The sequence below is a fragment of the Legionella rubrilucens genome, from assembly GCF_001468125.1.
GTDB classification, from domain to species: domain Bacteria; phylum Pseudomonadota; class Gammaproteobacteria; order Legionellales; family Legionellaceae; genus Legionella_C; species Legionella_C rubrilucens.
Genome location: NZ_LNYT01000020.1, coordinates 1 through 22650, shown reverse-complemented (window position 1 = coordinate 22650; position 22650 = coordinate 1). Strand labels below are relative to the sequence as shown.

Genomic DNA, 22650 nt, shown 5'->3' with positions numbered 1-22650 from the left:
ATACGGATGGGAGGGAAAACTCAAACATTATCTTTAACGGGTTTCTTAAAGAGGTTAAGACGTAACACAATAAAGAGAGGGTCCCTTGAACAACGGGATTGATTTTAAATTCAGTTCATACTCCATAATCACCTTGCTAATGGTTCGAATCCGTTTTTAAAACCGCCTCCAACTCCCCTCTCTCCTCCGGCGTGATCATAAAAATCAACGTATCCCCGGCGTTCAGCACATAAGCAGGCGAGGGGTTATAAATCCAGGTCCCTTCTGTTTTAACGGCTAATAGCAGTAAGCTGGGGTATTGTTTGAAATTCAACCTTTCAATGGCGTGGCCAAACCAGGCCTCGGGTACGGTGAATTCTTCAACGCGTAAATTTTTTTCTCTGTCCCTGAGCATGGTATCTAAAAAAGACACTGCTGTAGAACGGATCATTTCCGATGCCATGCGCATACCGCCGATATAACTGGGAGACACTACCGCATCAGCACCTGCCATTTTCATTTTCTCGGCATTCTTAAGATCATGGCAGTTGGCCACCACCCGAAGGTGAGGGTTAAGCTGTTTAGCCGTCAGACTGATAACGAGGTTTTCATTATCATCCCCCGTAATGGCAAAAAGGCCCAAGGCCTCGTTAATGCCGCAGGCCATTAAGACATCACTGTCACTGGCATCGCCCACCATGAATAACTGGTCATGAAAAACATCCACTAATTTGTCAATGTGTGCTCTATTGACATCAATGATGACGCTCGTGCGCTTTGTTTCGGCTAACTCTTTAATGATGTGAAAGCCCACCCCTTCAACCCCGCACACGATGTAATGATTTTTGAGTTTTTTAATTTGCTTATTCATTTTTTTTCTCATGAGTACTTCGGAAATTTCAACATCCACCATAAATGCAGTCAGATTGGTAATAATGTAGGTGGCAACCCCTATTCCCGAAAGAGCGACAAAAACAGTGAATAACCGCCCCACTGCGTTATTATCCAAATCAATCACTTCACCGTAACCGATGGTGGCTATGGTAATGAACGTCATATAAAAACAATCCACCACCGAATAGTTTCCATGACCGATGAACCAATAGCCTACTGTCCCTATGACCAGGACGGTAGCCAGGGCGATGCCGGCGAATACAAATTTTTTAACTTTCTTTGAATAGATATTAATTTTTATAGCCATCATGGGTAAGAAGCCATAATAAATAGTACGGTTTTCAAGTCCATAATAAAAGACGGCCTAAAGGTCGCTCCCCGGAGGGAAAGCAACACACCGTTCAAAACAAGGCATCCGTAAAAAATCCTCTTTTTTGGCATTCTGGACGTGATCACCTGCTATACTTGATGCAGTCATTTTCTGCTGATGATGCTTATGAGTTCAGGAAAAGAAGAGGCCATTGGTTCAACGCCTGTCTTTAACCCGCGATCGACGGTTCAACTCGCGCAACTGATTCTTGCCTGCCACGCACAAAAACCCCTCTTTAATGGAAAACCCGAGGCTGAATTAGCCGGGTTAATAATGAACAACGATGTCACCCAATTGGCTTACTGGTTACAATTCAATTCATTTCTCAGGTATCAATTACAAAAAATAATGGAGTCTGCTAATGCCCAGGAACTCTCCGATACGCTGATTCATAAAATCCATGAGCGGTTAGCGGACTATTTTCACGAACAGAAGACGAAAAAGACTATCGCAACCTATGAGGAAAAAGACTTTGTTTCACGCGACTATGTCAAGCTTCATGATCTTGAAAAATTATATCAGAATCTCAATGCCACCCTGGACAGTAGCGATATCCTGCCGATTTTAAATGCTAAAAATCGCCGGCAAAAGAAAATGGGACGCTCTGGAATACTGATAGCCATCCGTTGTGCAAGTTATGCCTCCGAAGCGACTGCAAGGAAATTTGCCAGGATTCTATCCGAACTGGCGCCGGGCGAACGCAAACAATATGTGTATTACCACAAAAATGGTAGACACACGATAGGCTTTGATGTTGAAAGGGATCGTTCCGGCAGTTACCGGATATTCTGTTTTGAATCCGCTGCCGATCCCAAGCATTTCGAAGCCCTGGATCTCCTGTACAAAGAATTAAATAAGAGGGGATTATCTTTTGAAATCAAATCATGCCAGTCCCAATTGCAAAAAGACACCTACAACTGCTCGATCTATACCCTGGCAGCCCTTAGCGAATTGAGCAAATACGATCATGTTTTTGATTATCTGCCAAGCCAGTACGAGGAAGTTCAGTCGCTTAAAACCACAAAAAAGGTCACGATATCCACTCTGGCAGGCTTACGAACCACACACTTTGATCACATGGATAAAATAAGTTGGGTACCTTTGCATGCGATGCCCATTAAAATTATAGCCATGGCACAATCGTACGATACCATGAGCAAAACGCTTCAGAAATCCAAGGATTTTGATGTCGATCCAGAAGGCTTTTTGGATTGGCATAAAAAGAAATTTCGCTTCGAACCCTCCAGGGAACAGGAAACCAAATACGTCAACCAACGACGAAAAAACATAGTTAAACAGCTTAATCAAGCGATGGAGCCCATCCTGAAAAGTGCTTACACTCAATTTATTAACCAACTGCCATTATTAGCCTTCATCGATCAGGGCGAAACCCCGGATTTTAAAAAAGAAATCAGCGATAACCCATCATGGTCTATCGATGAGAAGCTCGCTCACATTGAAAAATTATTCTTTGCAATAACCAGGCAACATCAAATAAATCCGTCTAATCCTGCGCTTGCATCCGTAAAGCCCCATTACTTAATGAGTCTTCTGCTGCTAAGGCACGAATACCTTCGCCTTCTGTCATTAAAGCCCCGAGAGGAGTATGAAAAGTATTTTAAAGAAGGAAAGGAAGGCTCCATCCTCCGGTATGCCCTGGAAAAACCCTGCAGTCAATTAGCGATAGCAACGCCAGTCTCTCTTCAAAGAGTGTTCAAAGCGAGTTTTCCCAAAGAGTTTGTGAATGAGTATTACATGTGGATCAACACGTTTACCGATTTGCAAATCACGAATCCTCTTCTTGCAGTATTTACAGGGTCGATTGTTCAATCGCAAGAGGTCGTGGCTCTGCTGGATAGTTTCGAAAAAGAATACGTTGATGGCTCTGACGCTTCTTTAATGATGACCACGGGTAAACTATTCGAATTTCTACATCCGATAATGGCTGACTGCCTAAGTTATAATTCGGCTACCCACCTGCTTAAAGCATCTGCTGGAATTGAACCGGTTGATTTGCTGGAATCCATTGAAAGCCATGTCCACCGCGCTTTTATTTTTAGCGAGGATGGACAATGTTATTTCTACCATAAAGACAATACGCCGCCGCTTAGAGCGATTGACGTGAATCCAGCGTCATTGCAAAAAGTTGTCAGTTTAGTCGAGCAAGAAATCAAAATTCGCGGGGAAAACCCGAAAGAAGTAGTTGATTTAAATAATAAGCCGGTGAAAACCATTCTCAGTCATTTACAACCTTTGCTCAATGACATCAGCCTGTTGACAGGGTCCACCCCTTATTCCGATAAAGAAATTATTCAAAAACGAAATCTGTTGATGTTGAGGGAAATTTACCTGAACTATCTTTTCAGACTTTTCAATCAGGATAAGAAGCTGGCATTGGATTATTGGAGTTCATGGAAAAGCGAGTTATTTGCGCCTCTGAAATTATTGAGCAGAGACTACCCTCTTTCACAAAATGCTCTGGATGCAGTGACGGCTCTTAATAACGCTGAAAAAAGCGTTTCCATGGATAACAATAACACTGCCTCTTCCTTGTCGGATAGAATGTCCAATGCACTCTCCGGTATCGTTGAGATGACCTACTCTTTCTTTAAACCCAGCAGCCTTCGAGACATTGTGATGAATTACTATGTTAAAGAGTCGAAGGAAGAGATGGAATGCGACACCTATGAAAAATACGATAAGCTCAACTTCAAACTTAAACTGTTTCAGTCCATGGAACGAGATACACGCTGGGTACAGTATGAGCGTTGCCATCCCCCCGTTAAACCACTTGAATCCGACTGGAAATTTAATGTGTCCATACACAAAGACGATCTCTCAAAAGCCTTTCCTGTCGTTGCCGAGATAGCCAATCGCCATGGGTTGGGGGTATTAAAAATCATGACTGCAGCTCACGCAAACCGCGTGCACAAGTACAACAATAAAAACATGATTGGCCGGGAAATTGTCATTTATCGAAATCCTAACCTGGACATCCGTGCAGCACAATGGATAGAGATTATCAATGAGCTGGAAAGTGGTTTGAAAAAGACAGGGATAAGAACGTCGACTGACCGTTGCCCATCCTCCAACAGGCAACTTGGCAAATACACAAGCTATACTCATGAAGCATGGACAGACAGCCAGATGAATATTCCTTTTGCGGAAGGCATTGTTGAAACAGCCCTGGAAGAGGACGACCCTTTTGCTGATTACGAATACAATCCATCGACTGAAGCCCCTGCCAGCAAAACCATCACATCAAAAAAACCCGGCTGATTGACAGTGCAGTGAAGACTTCCCACCTCTGAATTGCTTCACTAAGACCTCTCAGTATATAGTTAAAAACAATGACATTATTAATGGATTACCGGCAGATACCTATGGATACAACAAACATCAGTACCACCTCAAAATGCCCTGCTTTGCATGGTGCCTTGTCGACAGGCCACTTAAGCTTCGACTGGTGGCCAGACAATTTAAATTTCGACATCCTGCACCACCAGGATACGCAAACCAATCCCCTGGGAGAAAACTTTAACTACCGAGAGGAAGTCAGAAAGCTGAATTTTGAGGAACTCAAGAAGGATTTGATCGCATTGATGACGGACAGTCAGACCTGGTGGCCTGCTGATTGGGGTCATTATGGCGGTCTTATGATTCGCATGTCCTGGCATGCTGCCGGCTCCTATCGAACCGCCGATGGTCGAGGCGGTGCGGGTACTGGCGCTCAGCGTTTTGCACCATTGAACTCCTGGCCGGATAACGTGAACCTGGATAAAGCGCGGCGATTATTATGGCCAATTAAAAGGAAATACGGCAATAAGCTGAGTTGGGCGGATTTGATCGTCTTTGCCGGCACCGTCGCTTATGAATCCATGGGACTTAAAACCTTTGGTTTTGGTTTCGGCCGTGAAGACATCTGGCATCCCGAAAAGTACATTTATTGGGGTTCAGAAAAAGAATGGCTGGGCACTGAACGTTATGCTGACGACAACCGCGAATCGTTGGAAAATGCACTGGCCGCAGTGCAAATGGGGCTGATTTATGTCAATCCTGAAGGGGTTGGCGGGCAGCCCGATCCACTGCGGACCGCTCAGGATGTCCGTATAACCTTCAAACGCATGGCGATGAATGACGAAGAGACCGTCGCGTTAACGGCAGGTGGCCATACGGTGGGAAAATGCCATGGCAATGGTGATCCCAAACATTTAGGACCTGCTCCTGAAGCCGCCAATATCGACGATCAAGGTCTTGGCTGGCTTGGCGGCCTCGGTCGTTATGCTGTGACCAGTGGTCTTGAAGGAGCCTGGACAACTCATCCCACCCAATGGGATAACGGTTATTTTTATCTCCTCCTGACCTATGACTGGGAACTGAAAAAAAGCCCTGCCGGCGCCTGGCAATGGGAGCCGATCAACATTAAAGAAGAAGACAAACCCGTCGATGTGGCAGACCCAGGCATCCGCCACAATCCGATCATGACCGATGCTGACATGGCCATGAAGAAAGATCCCATTTATCGTCAAATCGCCGAACGATTTTACAAGGATCCGGCTTATTTTTCAGAAGTATTTGCGCGCGCCTGGTTCAAACTGACCCATAGAGACATGGGGCCAAAGGCACGCTACATCGGACCTTATGTGCCCGATGAGGAATTGATTTGGCAGGATCCTGTTCCGGCAGGTAACAAAAATTATGATGTTGCCGCCGTTAAAGAAAAAATCAGGGCCAGTGCTTTAAGTATCGGCGAAATGGTTTCTACAGCCTGGGACAGTGCCCGAACATTCCGAGGCTCCGATAAGAGGGGAGGCGCGAACGGCGCACGCATTCGCCTGGCGCCGCAAAAAGACTGGGAAGGAAATGAACCGTCCCGCCTGGCAAAAGTTCTTAAGATCCTTGAAAGAATTGCCGCAGAAACCGGTGCGAGTGTGGCTGATGTGATTGTTCTGGCTGGCAATGTCGGGATTGAACAGGCAGCCCGGGCGGCTGGTTTTGATATTACCGTTCCTTTTGCTCCGGGTCGCGGCGATGCCACTGACGCCATGACGGACGTGGAGTCTTTTGCTGCACTGGAGCCCCTTCATGATGGTTATCGTAATTGGCTTAAGGATGAATCACCGGCTCGTCCCGAAGAGCGTCTACTCAATCAAACCCAACTCCTTGGCCTGACGGCCCCTGAAATGACGGTACTGATTGGCGGGATGCGGGTGTTAGGGACGAATTATAACAATACCAGGCACGGTGTTCTGACCGAACGCGAAGGGGTTCTGACCACTGATTTTTTTGTTAATTTGACCGATATGGCCTACATCTGGAAACCCGCAGGACCTCATTTATATGAGATTCGCGAGCGTAAAACAGGCACTGTGAAGTGGACAGCTACGCGAGTGGATCTGGTTTTTGGTTCCAATTCCATTCTCCGTGCCTATGCGGAAGTCTATGCACAGGACGATAACAAGGAAAAATTTGTGCGCGACTTTATTGCCGCCTGGACTAAAGTGATGAATGCGGATCGTTTCGATCTGATCGCCTGATCAATCAGGATGATGAAAAAACGGTAATCAATAGACGTTGTTAATGGGATGACCCGTTAAATGAAAAAGCCCTGCCAGCATAAACTGAACAGGGCTTTTAAGAACAAACGGCAGGCTTATTTGGCCAATGCGGCTTTCTTTTCTTTCTCTTTGGCAATCACTGCTTCAGCCACGCTGGTTGGGCAAGGCGCGTAGTGAGAGAATTCCATGGAGAATTGGCCACGACCGGAAGTGAGGGTACGCAGGGTGCTGATGTAACCAAACATTTCTGAAAGGGGAACATCGGCTTTGATGCGGACACCAGCAGCACTTGGTTCCTGACCGGAAATCATACCGCGACGACGGTTCAAATCACCAATCACGTTACCCACATCTTCTTCTGTGCTGTAAACGTCAACCTTCATGATGGGTTCCAGCAACTGTGGGCCCGCTTTTGGCATCGATTGACGAAACGCGCCTTTGGCCGCAATTTCAAATGCAATAGCTGACGAGTCGACAGCATGGTAAGCACCATCAGTGAGGTTAATGACCACATCCAGTACAGGGAAACCGGCTAAAGGTCCGGTGTCCATCATGGAGCGAAAACCCTTCTCAATGGCTGGGAAGAATTCTTTGGGCACATTTCCACCCACAACAGAAGTAAGGAAAGTGAATCCACTGTTCGGCTCGCCGGGTTCAATCGTGTAATCAATCTTACCGTATTGACCAGCACCACCGGATTGTTTCTTATGGGTATAACTGTCCTGAATGGATTTGGTGATTGTTTCACGGTAAGCCACCTGGGGCTGACCGACAATCAATTCCACGTCGTAAGTACGCTTTAAAATATCCACTTTAATATCGAGGTGTAACTCACCCATACCACGAAGAATGGTTTCACCTGAATCTTCATCAGTCTCGACTCGGAAGGTGGGATCTTCGGCAACCATCTTACCAATGGCAATACTCATTTTTTCGGTTGAACCCTTGTCTTTTGGCGCAACGGCAATGGAAATAACCGGCTCAGGGAAAACCATCGCCTCCAGTGTACACTCGTGATTCGGATCGCAAAGCGTGTGTCCGGTACGAACGTTTTTCATACCGACGATAGCGATAATGTCGCCTGCTTCCGCACTTTGCAATTCATTACGCTCATTGGCCTGCATCTCAACCATACGACCGACACGTTCTGTCTTACCGGTAAAGGAGTTAAGAATAGTGTCCCCTTTATTCAGTTTTCCTGAATAAATACGGACGAACGTCAAGGCACCGAAACGGTCATCCATGATTTTAAATGCCAGGGCGCGGAAAGGTTCGTCGGGTGAAACGAGAGCAAACTCACCGTTTGGCTCGCCTTCAGCATTGGTCAAAGGCTGGGGATTCACTTCATGCGGAGCGGGTAAATAGTCAACGACTGCATCCAGCAGCAGCTGCATCCCTTTGTTTTTAAAGGCTGAACCGCAATAGGTTGGGAAGAAGGCCAATTCACGCGTACCAATACGGATACAACGCTTGATTTCTTCTATCGAAGGTTCGACTCCCTCCAGATAACCCATCAGCAACTCGTCGTCCATCTCCAGCGCAGTTTCAATCAATTGCGCACGGTAATCTTCAACATCGTCCTGCATGTCGGCTGGCACATCGGTCACGCTGTAATTTTCTGGCTGGCCCGTTTCATCCCAGACGTAGGCTTTACGGGTTAATAAGTCGACCACACCGACGAAGTTGTCTTCAATACCGATAGGCAATGTCATGATTAAAGGCTTGGCACCGAGGACTTTTTTAATCTGTTCGGTGACTTTCAGAAAGTTTGCACCGATACGGTCCAGTTTGTTGACGAAAATCAAACGGGCAACTTTTGAATTGTTCGCATAGCGCCAGTTGGTTTCTGACTGAGGCTCAACACCGCCGGAACCGCAGAATACACCGATACCGCCATCGAGTACCTTCAGTGAACGATACACTTCAACCGTGAAGTCAACGTGGCCCGGGGTATCGATAATATTGAAGCGGGTGCCTTTCCAGAAGCAACTGACCGCTGCGGACTGGATGGTAATACCACGCTCGGCTTCCTGCTCCATAAAGTCGGTTGTTGATTCACCCTCGTGAACCTCACCCATTTTATGGATTCTACCGGTCAGTTTGAGAATACGTTCGGTAGTCGTGGTTTTTCCAGCATCGACGTGAGCGAAGATACCAATGTTTCTGTAAAGGTTTAAATCAGCCATAGCACTCTTCTAAAATTGAAATGGATAAAAAATTGTCACATATTGTACAGGATTTTATCCTGATTTGCAGCAGAAAGTTGCGGGATTTATTCTGATTATTTTACTGTAGGGGTTACAACCGCCAAGACGTGCCAAAAACCAGGCGTGACAAGCAGCAAAAAAGACAGATTATTTAATAATTAGCACACATCACAACTATTTTGTACCTATAGGTAGCAAAATCTCCATAAACGCCTGATTGTTAATCGCTCGAAATAACTTTAGTATAATACGTCATGCTGGCTTGGCTGGTGCCTATCGTATTAAAAAGGATTTTATGAAAAAACTTGGACTCTTACTCTTTGGGATTGCGCATGCAGCAAGCGTTTTGGCTGGCGCAAATAACGCCTCTTCAGACCCAGACCTTCATTATTCAAAGGATTTTTACATGGGCGCGAATCTCTCCGGAGATTATTCCAAGTACAATATCAAGTTGACTGATATTCGCTTCGCGACAGGATTAGTCAATCGCTTTGGCCAAACCCACCTGACCGATATAGCCGTAGCCGGAGGTCTGTTCGCCGGTTTTGCCATTCATTTCCCTTCCCCCTTCTATCTTGGTGTCGAGGGGTTTTTAAATTTTTCTGATAATGAGGCTAAAGCAGAGATTTTTGATGATAACCCGGTCAATTTGGAAGGGCTTACCTTCGCCTCGTTTAATGTACGCAATAAGCGGCATGCCGGCCTTGCCGTTTTACCAGGAATTAAAATCAACAATAAGACACTTGCCTATGCACGTGCAGGATATGTTAACGGCGCATTGAAGGTGAGTGGCGAAGGGCGTGCCTTGTTAGCGACCGGTGTTGTTACGACTTTTAACAATGAGCACGACTTAAACGGCTTTCAAACAGGCTTGGGCCTCAACACGACCCTCTCGAAAAACCTAAGCCTTCGAGGAGAATGGGTAATCAATATCTACCAATCCTTTACCGATCCCGTCATCAATCGACGAGGCCTGGTGGAAGGGAGCTTAATCTTCAATCACCCAACCACAAGCCAGTTTAACCTGGGGCTTGTTTATCATTTTAATGATATTACTGCATGAGAAGTATCAGGGGTCATTCCGATTAGCAGCTATGAATTCAGCCGAACGCCATTTCTCGCTGCCGGGATTCAACCCCTTTCATGGCTATTCCTTCAACTCATTTTTGTATAAACTGACGGTTCATAAGCATTGCAATTTATAAGGATATGGATTGAAACGACAGTTTATTTTATTTTCATTCTGCTGCTTGTTAATGCAAGGATCATACTGTAGCGACGTCGACACTCTCCGGGATAAACGTTTTGTTCTGGGATTGGATGCAGGCGCTGCGAAAACAAAGCAATTAAGCCAGTCCGTTCATTTCCCACTGGGGTACAGCACCTTTAATTACTTACCCGAGAGGGATGCCTCTTCCACGCGATACGGTATTTCACTGGGCCGCCGATTCCTGCTTAATCCATTAAACAGCCTCATCATGGGCTTAAGCTACCATCAATTCAGCAGCATGGCGGTGAGGGGCACCTTGCAACAAGGCATTTTCCCGCCACTCTACACTGCCAACTACGAATACACCATTGAACTGTCGCAGTTATTAATCGATGCGAAATTGCAGCACCAATGGGGACAACGATTTTATCCCTATCTGATCGCCGGCATTGGCGCGGGATTTAATCGCGCTGAGCATTTTTATACAACCGTCCCAGGGTATCTCACGGTAACACCGACTTACGCCAACCATCACCGTTCGTCTTTAAGTTATGCCCTTGGATTAGGTATTGATACCTTGCTGACCCCTCATGTCAGCGTGGGTGTCGGGTATCTTTTTTCTGACTTGGGACAGGTTGGCCTTGGCGATGGTGCGATACGGCAAACCCGCGTATCCAATCATTTAAGCCAATCGCATTTGCACATGAATACCGTTTTGGCACAGATCAGCTGGTCTATATAAAAAAGGTTACCGATAATGACTCTTTTGAACCCTTTCCATCGTGTTGTATTACCGATTCTTCTGCTTTTGACCTTCATCCATGCTCATGGCCATGCGCGGATGGCATTCACTAACGAGCAGCAAAATCTTGCTTTTTTGATTAAACCCCAACCCAACACGCTATTACCCCGAGAAGTGCCTATCGGCTTTCCGGTGCATGCGAAATATCAGATCACCAATCCCAACCCGCTCACAGCCATCAATGCGACCATTGTCTCTCTGCCGCCCCATACCAGCATCAATGCGACTGGATGCGGTTCAAGGTTTACCTTGGCGCCGAATGCCAGTTGCACCTTGACCCTTACGGTTTCAGCCAACGGTTTGCGCGTGGGCGATGTCATCAGCGGTGCCCGCGCCCCCAATGTGTTAATGGCCTGCTGGAACGATGGCGTGAGCTGCGCCGGGGTAACCAATGCCAATGATTTATTGCGGGTTAACGTGATCCCCCCGCCCTCCCTGGCTTACCAATCCCTGTTGGAAGATAAATTAATTAATGCGGACTTGTGGGGCAATCAGCCAGAAATATTATCTGCCAATTACGGGTTTGAAGGCATTGAGGGGGTCCCAGGCAATGAATCGGGCGTTGTCGCCGCCGGCGGGGCCTGGATGACGATTACAACCCCCGGTGCGCCTTTTGCCGCCTACACCACCGCACAAACACCGACCGATGTCGCCTTTGGCTTTGGTTATCCAACCAATCATGCCGATGCCATGCCGATTTGTTTCAGTTGGCCCGTGCTGCCGAGCACCGTGCGCCCGACGGATTTTCGCCTGACGTTGAATACCGGTGAAATAGTCCAGCCGGAGGTGGCGTCGATCACGCCTAATTTCTTATACAACAAGCGCAGTTGTGTCGTCATTTTTGGCAAATTCGGCAACCGACTCTCGCCTGGAACACCCGGGGCTGTTTACCCGACACAGGTTACCATCGTGGATAATGGGACTACCTTGAAACTGGTCGGTCCCAACGGCCCGGTGAGTGCAGTAGGCTTGAGTAAATCGAGTGGCAATCCTTATCAGCCCGGCGGAGGTCCTAAATTAATTGGCGCCAAACTAAGCATCATGAACGATGTCGGGCAAGATGCGCCGGTTGCCTTTCAAAGCAATCTCCCGAATGGCGGCACGGCATTGTACGGACCCGATGCAGAATACCGATTACGCATCTATACCACGGCCGGCATTTCTCCTGACGGCGTTTCAGCCATCCTACCAACCGACTTTGAAACTTTTTTTCAAATTGAGGTAGTGGACGGCGGCGTATCACAGTTCATCACGCAAGCCAATATCCCTTATGTTTTTTCAGCCGGCATCATTCAGGTAGTCGGTCTTGCGGATTTAGGTAAATATGATCTCCCCTTAAATGATGCCTACGTGGCGGATCGCGATAATTACCTCGACATCATTTTAAAAGGGGATGAGGCGGCCATGCGCTTAATCACTGCCGTCATTATTCCAGCGACGCCCCCTTATTTACCCTTATACAATCCGGGCGGCCCGGGAAATAATCCGACACCAGGGGTCACTTATACGTCTCCGGGCCCGACATGGACACAACCGGTGACTATCGCGATTGATGATCCGATGACGGTGACTTATCCTTAAGGAAGCAGCCTTAATGCGAAGGGTTCATGACAGGAATTGGAGGATCATGTGCTCCATGCCCGGTCTTGTTAATCCATTGATTCAAATCATGGAAAGCCAACCAACTTCCCTTCGCGGTTGCAATCGTGCTCGACAGGAACAAAAAATGGCCATTATTCGAGCAATTCTTCGGCTCTCTTACCCGAAATACGGCAGCATAAGATGCCATTTTATACACACAAAGAGTCCATCAGACACAAAATGATTAAATATATACATGCAATTGAAAAGTAAATACAATCCTGCCTGACGTTAACCCAGATGATTCAATCAACCTTGAGGTACTATCGTGCAGTTAAAATCGGAGCAGACTCTTTCCAGCATTTGTTTAAAAACCAAGTTAGAAAAAGAAATAACCATCAATACCTCTCCTGAGGCAACCAAACAGTTTGGCACCCATTTTTTAGAGCGCATCAATACCCCAAAAGGACTTGGAACTGTCATCGGCGTTCACAATGATTATTTATGGATATGGCTTGACAGCGATTCCGGACCAACGTACTGGGGTAATGTAGTGGATAATCTTTTTAATTACCCGGAATTCAGTAAAAGTAATGATAAAAACTATCCGGAGAAAGTTAAAGAATTAATCCCATTAGCATTGCAGCTGTTATGGCTATTAACTCATATCGATGATTATTCACCGACTGCTCTTGACTATACTCTTCGGGAAGCTTTAAACCGGTCTTCTGGTCACATGACCCAGCAACTTCGCTCCCTTTTCAGGGACTTCGATAAATTAACGGCTTCGGATATGGGGATACTTGCTGAAGAAGAAGGGCTAAGCTCGGGGGCCGTCACGGAATACCTAAACACTGCAACGCTGGATACGGTTGCAGAAGAGTTTAATGCCTTACAGCGCCGCGTTCAAACGCAGCTTCATTTGCTTAATCAGCAAATGAAACACCTTGACAAGGAAAAGACGCCTCAACTTTTTGGTTTGTTAACCACAAATCAATCGCTGCTTAAACAAAGCCATCAGGAGATGGAACAAACCGCCAAAAGATTGCAATCCATTTCAGCCCAGGCGGCTCACTCAAAAAAAGCCAATCAGTTTCTGCACTTTCATCGATTACTCTCGGCCCTTATTGATGTCTTTTTTGATTATCCAACGGCTCAACCGCCCTATGACTCCATGGAATACCGGGATGGGGCCGCACAGATCACCCAATTTTTATATAATCACGGTCATTATTTCTTTGAGGGAAGTAAAAACGAATCGAACAATAACAGCAAACAAGAACTCTCCGAATCCTCCTCGCTTGATGTGCTCTTTCTTTTCTTGTTATTAAGCGGCTTAAGGCTTTCCACTTCTCAATCTGGGCTCATCTACCTTCATTTGTTAAAGCAAAGCAACATTCCGGTGGAAAAATTGGACCTGACGCCAAACACGTTCAGTTTAGTCAATTTTAGCCGGCAGCATCCTCAACATTTTATTGAGTTCTACCAACGTTTCTTTTTAAGCGAAGGGACATTTCAACACAAAATGGAAGAACTTTTAAAAAAATCCCATCCTGTTTTATTGACTGAAGCGGGAAAATGGGCCGTGTATTATGGTCTCGCAAAACAACGCGTCGTGAGTGAGGACTCCCCACCGGGCCACGCGCTTGAAATAAAATATTACCTTGAACTGGGAATAAAATACTTAGACCAGGCCATGCGTTCAAGCCACTCGGTGGCGGCCCAGGAAATCGATTCACTCCTCTCGACCCACAGTGAAATACCTTGTTCAACAGCCTTGGCGAAAGCGTTGGCCTCTTATTTTTCTAACACCACGCAACGGCAAAAAGCACGATTCTATTTGCAGCTGGCCGAATACCAAAACGAAAATTCAAAACACAGCGATGAGTCCAGTGTCGAGCAAACCGTGAATGAGCTAACCCTTATCAAAATCAAACTGGATATATTGGAAAAAACAGGGAGAGAACAAAGCCAGGCTATCAGCACCCTGATTCATCTGGCAAGACAAAGCAATCAGCCAGCCGGGAAGGCCCTACTGAAGGAGTTAAGCACCCAGCTACCTGCTGTGGCTTTTGCAGCAATGGTTGAGTGGGAACAACACCATTTCAGTCAATTATCGCTTGAGTTATTTGAGCTGGCCAAAAAGGAAAATCCGGTGATTACAGCCTGGTATCTCAACCGCTATCACGTGGTTACCAAAAAAATAAAATCGGATTTGAATGTCGTACTGCAGGCAGTCGCAGCCAATGTGGAGCAGGCTATCATTGAATTCAATCAATTGCTTGTTAGCCCTTCGTTTGCCCTGGAAAACAAGGAAGTAATTCTTTCTGTTTTAGTGAAAGCCGATGTATGGCAACACGTGTATCCAGCCAATCTGGTCGCTCTTATCCTACGTTATCACGCCGCCAATGCAATTACGGGGCATGATTTGGATAAATTGATGGATTCGATGGCGCATGCCTCGCTTACTGATCCTCGGAAACACTTTGAACTCCTTGCAACCGTCCTTAAGGAGATAAGTTATTTACTTGATACTGCAGGATTCATTGCCTTCCTTTACGCCATTAAACGGCTGCACATTTCAATTAAAACCGATGCAAAGCTGCCTGTCGCCATCGCGACGTATTTGATTCAGCAAGAATTGCGTTCGCCTAACGACAAAATGCTGATCCACTCATTCATGGATCGCTTTTTAACCGACTACCCCGAATTTGGACATGATTTGCGACAGGACTCCAAAGCCTGGGAGATTATTCAACAAAGCGATCAGATCACTTTTTTCTTAAAACGTACTCTCCGCGATCCCGAAACAAAAAATGAAAAAACAGAAGACGTGACTCACTCCAACCTGGTTAGCCTGTCCTTATTCAAGCATTTAACTGGCCCTGTAAACCCGCCTCTTTCTCCCATGGAAATGCAGGGTGCCAAGCAACCTACGCCCAATTCCTGAGTATCCCAGGCCGCGGCAGCGGCCTCTGGCGATATCTCGTGTTCTGCGGGTAACCGGAAACGACCTAATGAAAGAAATCGTACCGACTGCACGGTTTATCGGGTGATTGGTTATTGGTCTTGTCAGTTAATACAGCCTCTTAAAATGGCACACACGCAGACAAGTAGTTTATTTTATAGACATTTTCGCGGTGTTTTGGATATACTGGGTTCCTCATTAATGATTATGGAATGTTTGTATGACCAGAAAACACCCTCTCTTCCCAACCTTTCAAGAAGTTGAGCATAAATCTGATTTAGCCCGTTCCGACCATCTACCTGTTCTGACAAAAGTACCCCTTGGGGAAAAAGAGAAGCCGTTAACCCTTGTCTCCCTGAATATTCTGGGTAATGAGGGTTGCTCAGGTGTTCACCCACTTGGAATGGAGATTCCAGAGGGGCATATGCTGGATCGCTATCAACACATTGCTTCAGGATTGGCTAACAGCATCAAGAAACATCACGTTGACGTTATCTTATTGCAAGAGGCGGATAAATCGATTGTCGCTTTTTTGGAAAAAAATTTAGGAAAAGAGTGGGAAATCATTGTTGATGATTGTGGCATCATCAGTTGTTACAACAAAGCGCGCTTAACCTTACAACATACGGCGGTAAATAAGGAATCCAGAATACGCACCATGGCGTTTACGGATACCCACTCGAATCTTTCTATCGATGTACATAATATCTGGGGACTCTACAGCCCTTTTCCACACCATATGGAAAAGCAATACTGTTCTGTATTAACCCAAACTAAAAGCAACCTGTCCGTCATTATGGGTGACACCAACTCAAGGCTTGCTCCTCCTGATGACCACACCAAACGAAATCTGACTACCGGTATTGTTCCACCGGTTATAGCAAAAGCCAATGAGCTTCCTTTTGACACCCAAATCACGGATCATCCTGACGGTGGTTTTTATCGGGACCAAAAGGGAATTATCCATCAATTGTCCACCGAAACGCTGGATTTTGATACAGCCGATATTGTCAGGGATGAACGCAGCGAGGCGGATGCCGACGTATGGCCTGAATTCAGGATGGTGATGTGTCTGGACAATTATTACCAGGAAACAGCCGTTATTGATGGCAAAACCCTTTTTACCTACGAGGATACACTTAAACGGGAGTTAGGTAATAATAATCTGATTGTCCGTATGGCCAGTGACAGTTTCAACAATAAAGCCGTTGCCATCCGCTTTCCGAAGAACTCAGAGGCGTTTAAACTGATCCAGAGCGAGCTTAAAAAAGAAGCTGGATTTCAGTTTCGAAATGTCGACCCAACCGATTCTAAAGATGGCAGCCAACCTTTCTCCTGCGTTTTTGCTCCACTGGAAAAAGTAGCGCTCCTGCACCAGGCAGTACAAAAAACCATTACAGAAACGGTATTGAAAAATCAGGTGGCACAAAGACTGCAATCGGAAATTGAGCGTTTATCAAAGACCCATTGGTATTTATATGATGCGTCTGAAAAGATAACCAGTTTAAACGAATTAAAAAATCGCATGTTAACTGCTGCTGCAGACAGCAGCGCCCAGGATATTTTAGCCATCATCCAAACCTGGGAAGCGGAGGAGGCTCCAGCTTCACAAAGTACAAAGGAAAAGAACATCAAAAATAAAGCTGAACTCATAGGGGTTCATCGTAATATCTTTTTCAAATCCAAACGGCCGGGTGTATCCACTGAAACTCAAAACACGTTACAGTGGTTAAAAGATGCATTGAGGGATAAACCCGACTTGGAACTCAGTATGAAGTAATTTTTCATTTGGTATGGCTTGGAGACTGTTCCGAGCCATACCTCATCCTCGATTTAAATCAATCCGCATACTTCATTCTTATACACATAGGTTATGAACTTTGTTTTATCCTCATCTGGAGAAACGATGACCTCAGAACCTACTTTGGTGCAGGTCCATAAAATTGCAAATGATAATAAATACAAAATACTGTATGATTCTGCAGGAAATAAAAGGAGGATATTTGCAGTCCTAGAAAATCAGGATCTTTAAATAATATGCTCATCAAGAATGATGAGTCATTTTGATCGCTCTTACCCTGGAATCAAATACTTAGTCATGATCAGGTTTATGCGGCTCACGGGTGTATAACTATTTAACAATTAACCTACATAAAAATAAGTTTCAACTAAGGTTGCACTGCTGAATCCCCCAAAAAAAGTTTTTAGATTTTCAATAGTGTGGTTATTAATAGAAGGATAATTAAAGTGTAGACGCGGCTTTCAGAAAGAAGCCCGTACTCCCTGCGATCCCGAAACAAAGAATGAAAAAACAGAGGACGTGACTCACTCTAACCTGGTTAGCCTGTCCTTGTTCAAGCATTTATCTGGCCCCGTAAACCCGCCTCTTTCTCCAATGGAAATGCAGAGTACCAAGCATCCTACACCCAATTCCTGACTATCCCAGGCCGCGGCAGCGGCCTATACTGAGGTTTACAGCAATCTATCCCTCTTTTTTTATGGCTGGACTGGGGGAATGCTCAGCGTCCTGAATCAGGGTTTGAATGTCCGTCAGCACACGGCTTAAGCTGCTTCCGGTGATTACATAACTTTTTTTTGCCTTCTTTTCTGCGTCTGTATTCGTGTTAAACGCCGTTACCAAAGCTTGCTTAAGCTCATCATAGTGGCGTATCGAGGGTAATTGTTGGGTCAATTGATGGGCAATATCCACTTTTTGCCAGGTAAGGGCTTCGTCCCGGAAATGCTTACTGACAAAAGTCAGTTCATAATCCTGTCCTTTTTCATAAGCCCGTGACTTGATGTATTTTTTTAGCAAGTCACTGATGTCATTGATTAATGCAGAAGGAACCGGTTGTGCATTTTCTTTTTTTGATGAGTCATGTCCATTTGATAACAAACCTGATAATTTTTTATGGATAGGTAAAGTCCTTTACAAGATTACATTAACTGTAGAAGCTGCTATTGTTGCTGCACGATATGCCTTATTAGACTTGCAGAATTAGCGGATTTAATCATAACACCTACAACACCCATTACCGTTTCAGTGAATCTATTTTCAGGAAAGAATCAGTCTTTCAATGACCAAATCCCTCTTCAATTACCTTTTTGATTTGTGCAACATCAACTTCTAATATTACTCGAATATTATCAGGTATCTTATCCAATAATTTTTGCATGGTTTGTATTAAATTAAAATCTTGTTTAGTCAATGTCAAATCGGCCAATTCCGATAAATATTGTTTCGAATAGCTTAGAAAAATCTTCCCTTGCGGATCAATTTTTACACTGATTTCTCCGGCCGTAAAATCATCATTTAACGAGATTTTTCCAAATCCAGAAACCGTTTTTTTTATAGTTTCTTTTTTTGCTGCAATAATTGCCAAAACTAAATCATAAATTATAACCGGTTGCCTTTGTCCCAGGGTTTCAGCATCAAAATAAGGTTTTAGGAAGGATAGAATAAACTGGTTAACCGGATCGGTTTTTTTTGCAATGTTTTTAATATAGTCAAAAGGATCTACATTGATTTCATCAATAACTCCAGGACCAAGAATCGTGAAATCACATCCGTGATTAAGTAATACATCTATCGCATGGGGGTCAACATAAGCATTAAATCCAGCCCCTTGAATAGCACCACGCATTTTTTGGGTAGGGAGATTTACCATCATTATGATTTTGACATTAGCCATTTCTTCAGGGAAACGTTGTACAGCCTGAGCTATATTGGTCGCCGGGCCAAGCCCTATCACCATCATGCCGGGATATATTCTAGCTGCCTCAGCAATAGCAGCTGGGGCATCGGTGGATAAATTATCCAAATTATGTTTTTTTTGGAAACCCCAGAGTCCATCTGGTCCCATAATTAATTGGCCAAAGCGAATCGGCGCAAAGAATAATGGTCTACTGGCCCCCATCGTCACAGTGATGTCGGGTCTGTTAATAACATCAAGGACAGTCAACGCATTGTGGGTTGCATCTTCCACTGTGTTATTGCCTGATACAGTGGTAATACCAAGAATTCGGATGTTTTTCTGCATGGCCAACCAAATAATAGCGAGCGCATCATCGACGCCCACATCGGAATCGATGAATAATTTAACTGTCTCGCTTTCATCCGCATCAACCATATACGTTATTCATTCTGTTATTTAGCGTGGAAATATTGATTAAAAATTTTTATCCTGTATACACCGCGTCCGGTTTTTTAAAAGGTCATCCAGTATCTTGTCTGTTTCATTATCAGTTTTTGCCAGGCCAAAAAAAGCAATAAACTCATCCTTATTTACCCAACGCAACGATTGGCCTTCCAGACCGGTGATTTGGCCGCTAAATTGCTCAATCAGCCAAATATCAAGTAACATTTTTCTGTCTTGAGAATCATAAGGAATTTGGAGCAAGGGTTTTGCCTGAACGATTTCAATACTAAGCTCTTCTTCAAATTCGCGCCGTAAAGCAACCAGAGCCGTTTCCCCAGGTTCTACTTTACCTCCTGGTAGTTCCCAGGCAACACTTTCATACTGATACTCACCTCGCTGCTCAATCAGTATGTGGCCTTTTTGGTTAATAACAAAACCCATGACCACATGTATCATAGAAATCCCTTTGTTGAGGCCATTACCACTCTCATATCATTCATAATTCTCCACAAATTGCACAGATGGTTTATCATTATTATAGTTGTAATATTGAGCCAGTAGTCCCGAGGAGCTGAGTAATGAGTAACAAAACAGATGAGACTGACTTTGCAAACCGCGTGAGGTCTCATTTTCCTGAAGGATTAACGGGAGTAATCAGCCCAGGAGGAACCCGTTCAGCCTACATACTGGCGTATAATAGGCACAACAAAAACCCAGGTAAAATCGATTTTGCAGATTATGCTGAAAAAACGTTTATCTCGTATTGTCAATTGCTTCTCAATTTTTTTGAACTCGGGGGCCAAAACATCATCGATGCCGCTCCCCCCCTTGGCCTTGCTTTAACTAGAAGTCCAGAATACATCCAGAAGATGACCCAATATTATTTGACCTACATTAGCCAACCCATGCAAGACGCTTATAGAAAAATGCAAATTGATCCTTATTTTGTTGGCCTGGAGGCCATAATGGATAGCAATTCGACTTCAGTACTACATCAATATGGGCAACGTTTAATTGATTTTATGGAAACCTGGCCTTACAACGCTGGTAATCGAAAATTGATTTTTGAAATCTCCCCTATTCCTTTATATTCCCTTTGGCATAGTTTCCAAGCTATGTCGGCATCAGACCGCGAACACCTCGATAACCAATTACGCTCTGAAGTGGAGACTGATTTTAATAAATTGAACAACACCTTGTATCGCTATTTTATTCGAGCTATCTATGGTTTTGAATTACCACCTCCCCATTTTACCTTATCGACCAATGCCAAAGGGTCCTGCAAGGCCTATCTCTCCATGCCAACCTTGTTTTCAACTGGCATCAACATGAAATTTTTCTACACTCCCTATTCCCCTATTCATATGAAGCGAGGGGCATTAAAACGTATTATCGAAGATCTGATTGCGCCGAAACAATCCGTATCACATGAGATGGATTACAGAACCCAGAGCCTCTCTTCACAAAATATGGCAACAGCCTTTGTGGCGATGCAAGAGCTCATTGATGATTTCGATTCTATTCTTGGGCTGACTAAATAGTCACCTCTCCCCCCTAAAAAAACAAGACCATAAAATGATGGGATTTCCATTAAAACGGCACCATTCGCTGATTGTAATTGATGATTCGTTTGGTCCGGCTGTCTTAGGAGGAAATGAAAAAAAAGTAAGGTATGGGAGCAGGCAGCTCAAAAAAGAATGCCACTTAAGCTGTGCCCCCAAATTTGACAATAACTCTCCAAAGACCCACACTTTTGAAAGGTTATATTAACTATTCAAGTGTATGAATGTACAACAACCGCCAGATGGCCAGAGCGCCGAATTAGCTGATCATTTGTTAGAAAATAAACAAAAATTACAACAACTTATTCAACAGTTAAATGATGCTGATAAATTAGATCAGCAGGCTGATTGTGTTAAATTAATGCAGCAACTCATCACGGAAATCCTAAACTACATTCCATCTCCAAAAATGAGTCCTGAACAAATTGAAACGATGGCATTAGCTTATGATTGGGGAGGTGAGACAAGTCCAAATAAAGCACTATTTGGTAGAGTTATTAATACAATAGTTGAAGAAATAATTGCAACCAGGGGAAAAAATGAACCCGTTTTAATCTATGAAATGGGTAGTGGAGAAGGTCAGATTACACTTGAAATAGTAAGTAACAGAAGCCAAACAAGTGCGGTACTTGTAGAAATTTATCCGCCTTTGGCTGAAAAAGCTGCAGCAACTATAGATAAACGATTACTTTCTAAACGGGCTAAAGCCTACAATGCAAGATATGATGAGTTACCCGACGTTGTGGCAGGTTTAGTGAATGGTAAGGCAGACTTAATAATAAATGCGGGTTCTACCGATTTTCAGAACTTTACAAAATTTCTTGCTTTACAAATGATTGCCGGAAAATTTGGTGCGAGAATTATAAATATTGACTACTACAAAGGAAATGATACAGCTGTAGATGGAGTGAATGCAAAAGAAGCGCTAAAGGCTGCAAACCCAGGGAATTTACTAGGCTTATATCGTGAATTTGGAGTACCTCATCGATTCCGGAGTGTACTTGCCAGTTACTGGAATCTACTTGCTAGTTATGGTAGTGCATGGCTTAAGCAAGATGCAAATGGTAAAGACAGATGGCAAAAACTTTCAGAAATGATAAAGGCAATCCCAGCTCCTTCAAAAGATGAGATTTTTCAAATGAAAGGGATTGCTAAACGAATGATGGAAGTTGATCTTGCGTTGTTTCATCCAATCGTTTCAGAATTTGTTGTTGACAAAAGAACGGTCAGAACCATTTTGGAAAAGCTTATTTTAACGCATAAAGGCAATATTCCAGCGGAAGTATTCAGTGAATGAGTCTGTCCGGAATTCTGTGTAACTAGCCGTCCTGTTATCGGGTAACTCTATCGCCGAATTCGATCATGAAGCGATTCATAGCT

The 22650-nt window shown here is 44.5% G+C and carries 14 protein-coding genes; 9 read left to right on the top strand and 5 right to left on the bottom strand.

The window, feature by feature from the left end:
• Positions 1–136: 136 nt before the first annotated feature.
• Positions 137–1183 carry a potassium channel family protein gene (locus Lrub_RS07845; RefSeq protein WP_202813750.1) on the bottom strand — a complete coding sequence of 349 codons (1047 nt, stop codon included), beginning with the start codon at positions 1181–1183 and terminating at the stop codon, positions 137–139.
• Between the two features lie 186 nt (positions 1184–1369).
• On the opposite strand from Lrub_RS07845, the gene Lrub_RS07840 reads away from it, so the two are divergent.
• Positions 1370–4522, top strand: coding sequence for a YopJ family acetyltransferase (locus Lrub_RS07840; protein ID WP_058531638.1), 3153 nt, complete (start codon positions 1370–1372; stop codon positions 4520–4522).
• Positions 4523–4626: 104 nt separating this feature from the next.
• Positions 4627–6780 (top strand): catalase/peroxidase HPI, encoded by a 2154-nt coding sequence (katG, locus tag Lrub_RS07835; RefSeq protein ID WP_058532250.1) that lies wholly within the window; start codon positions 4627–4629, stop codon positions 6778–6780.
• 116 nt (positions 6781–6896) lie between these two features.
• On the opposite strand, the gene fusA is transcribed toward katG, so the two are convergent.
• Positions 6897–8987 carry an elongation factor G gene (gene fusA, locus Lrub_RS07830; protein ID WP_058531637.1) on the bottom strand — a complete coding sequence of 697 codons (2091 nt, stop codon included), beginning with the start codon at positions 8985–8987 and terminating at the stop codon, positions 6897–6899.
• 316 nt (positions 8988–9303) lie between these two features.
• Here fusA and Lrub_RS07825 point away from each other — a divergent pair, with 316 nt between their 5' ends.
• The 5 genes from Lrub_RS07825 (at position 9304) to Lrub_RS07805 (ending at position 17349) form a co-directional block, all read left to right on the top strand.
• Entirely contained in the window at positions 9304–10071 is a 768-nt protein-coding gene (locus Lrub_RS07825; RefSeq protein WP_058531636.1) for an outer membrane protein, read from the top strand.
• Positions 10072–10264: 193 nt separating this feature from the next.
• Complete coding sequence (locus Lrub_RS07820) at positions 10265–10960, top strand: outer membrane protein (RefSeq protein ID WP_133134128.1); 696 nt, start codon at positions 10265–10267, stop codon at positions 10958–10960.
• 15 nt (positions 10961–10975) lie between these two features.
• On the top strand, positions 10976–12601 hold the full coding sequence (locus Lrub_RS07815) for a hypothetical protein (RefSeq protein WP_058531634.1): 1626 nt from the start codon (positions 10976–10978) through the stop codon (positions 12599–12601).
• Between the two features lie 328 nt (positions 12602–12929).
• Entirely contained in the window at positions 12930–15551 is a 2622-nt protein-coding gene (locus Lrub_RS07810) for a hypothetical protein (protein ID WP_058531633.1), read from the top strand.
• A 238-nt stretch (positions 15552–15789) separates the two neighbouring features.
• Positions 15790–17349: an exonuclease/endonuclease/phosphatase family protein gene (locus tag Lrub_RS07805; RefSeq protein WP_058531632.1), complete on the top strand. Its 1560-nt coding sequence runs from the start codon at positions 15790–15792 to the stop codon at positions 17347–17349.
• A gap of 702 nt (positions 17350–18051) precedes the next feature.
• Here the strand turns inward: Lrub_RS07805 and Lrub_RS07800 are convergent.
• The 3 genes from Lrub_RS07800 to Lrub_RS07790 all read right to left on the bottom strand — a co-directional run bounded on the left by Lrub_RS07800 (position 18052) and on the right by Lrub_RS07790 (position 20164).
• Positions 18052–18465 carry a hypothetical protein gene (locus Lrub_RS07800; RefSeq protein WP_058531631.1) on the bottom strand — a complete coding sequence of 138 codons (414 nt, stop codon included), beginning with the start codon at positions 18463–18465 and terminating at the stop codon, positions 18052–18054.
• Positions 18466–18643: 178 nt separating this feature from the next.
• Positions 18644–19699 carry a nucleoside hydrolase gene (locus tag Lrub_RS07795; RefSeq protein WP_058531630.1) on the bottom strand — a complete coding sequence of 352 codons (1056 nt, stop codon included), beginning with the start codon at positions 19697–19699 and terminating at the stop codon, positions 18644–18646.
• A 39-nt stretch (positions 19700–19738) separates the two neighbouring features.
• Positions 19739–20164: an NUDIX domain-containing protein gene (locus Lrub_RS07790; RefSeq protein ID WP_058531629.1), complete on the bottom strand. Its 426-nt coding sequence runs from the start codon at positions 20162–20164 to the stop codon at positions 19739–19741.
• A 122-nt stretch (positions 20165–20286) separates the two neighbouring features.
• Between Lrub_RS07790 and Lrub_RS07785 the strand changes: the two genes are divergently transcribed.
• Positions 20287–21249, top strand: a complete 963-nt coding sequence (locus tag Lrub_RS07785; RefSeq protein WP_058531628.1) for a hypothetical protein — start codon at positions 20287–20289, stop codon at positions 21247–21249.
• A gap of 241 nt (positions 21250–21490) precedes the next feature.
• A complete protein-coding gene (locus tag Lrub_RS07780) occupies positions 21491–22567 on the top strand; it encodes a hypothetical protein (RefSeq protein WP_058531627.1) in 1077 nt (358 codons plus the stop codon).
• Positions 22568–22650 lie beyond the last annotated feature (83 nt).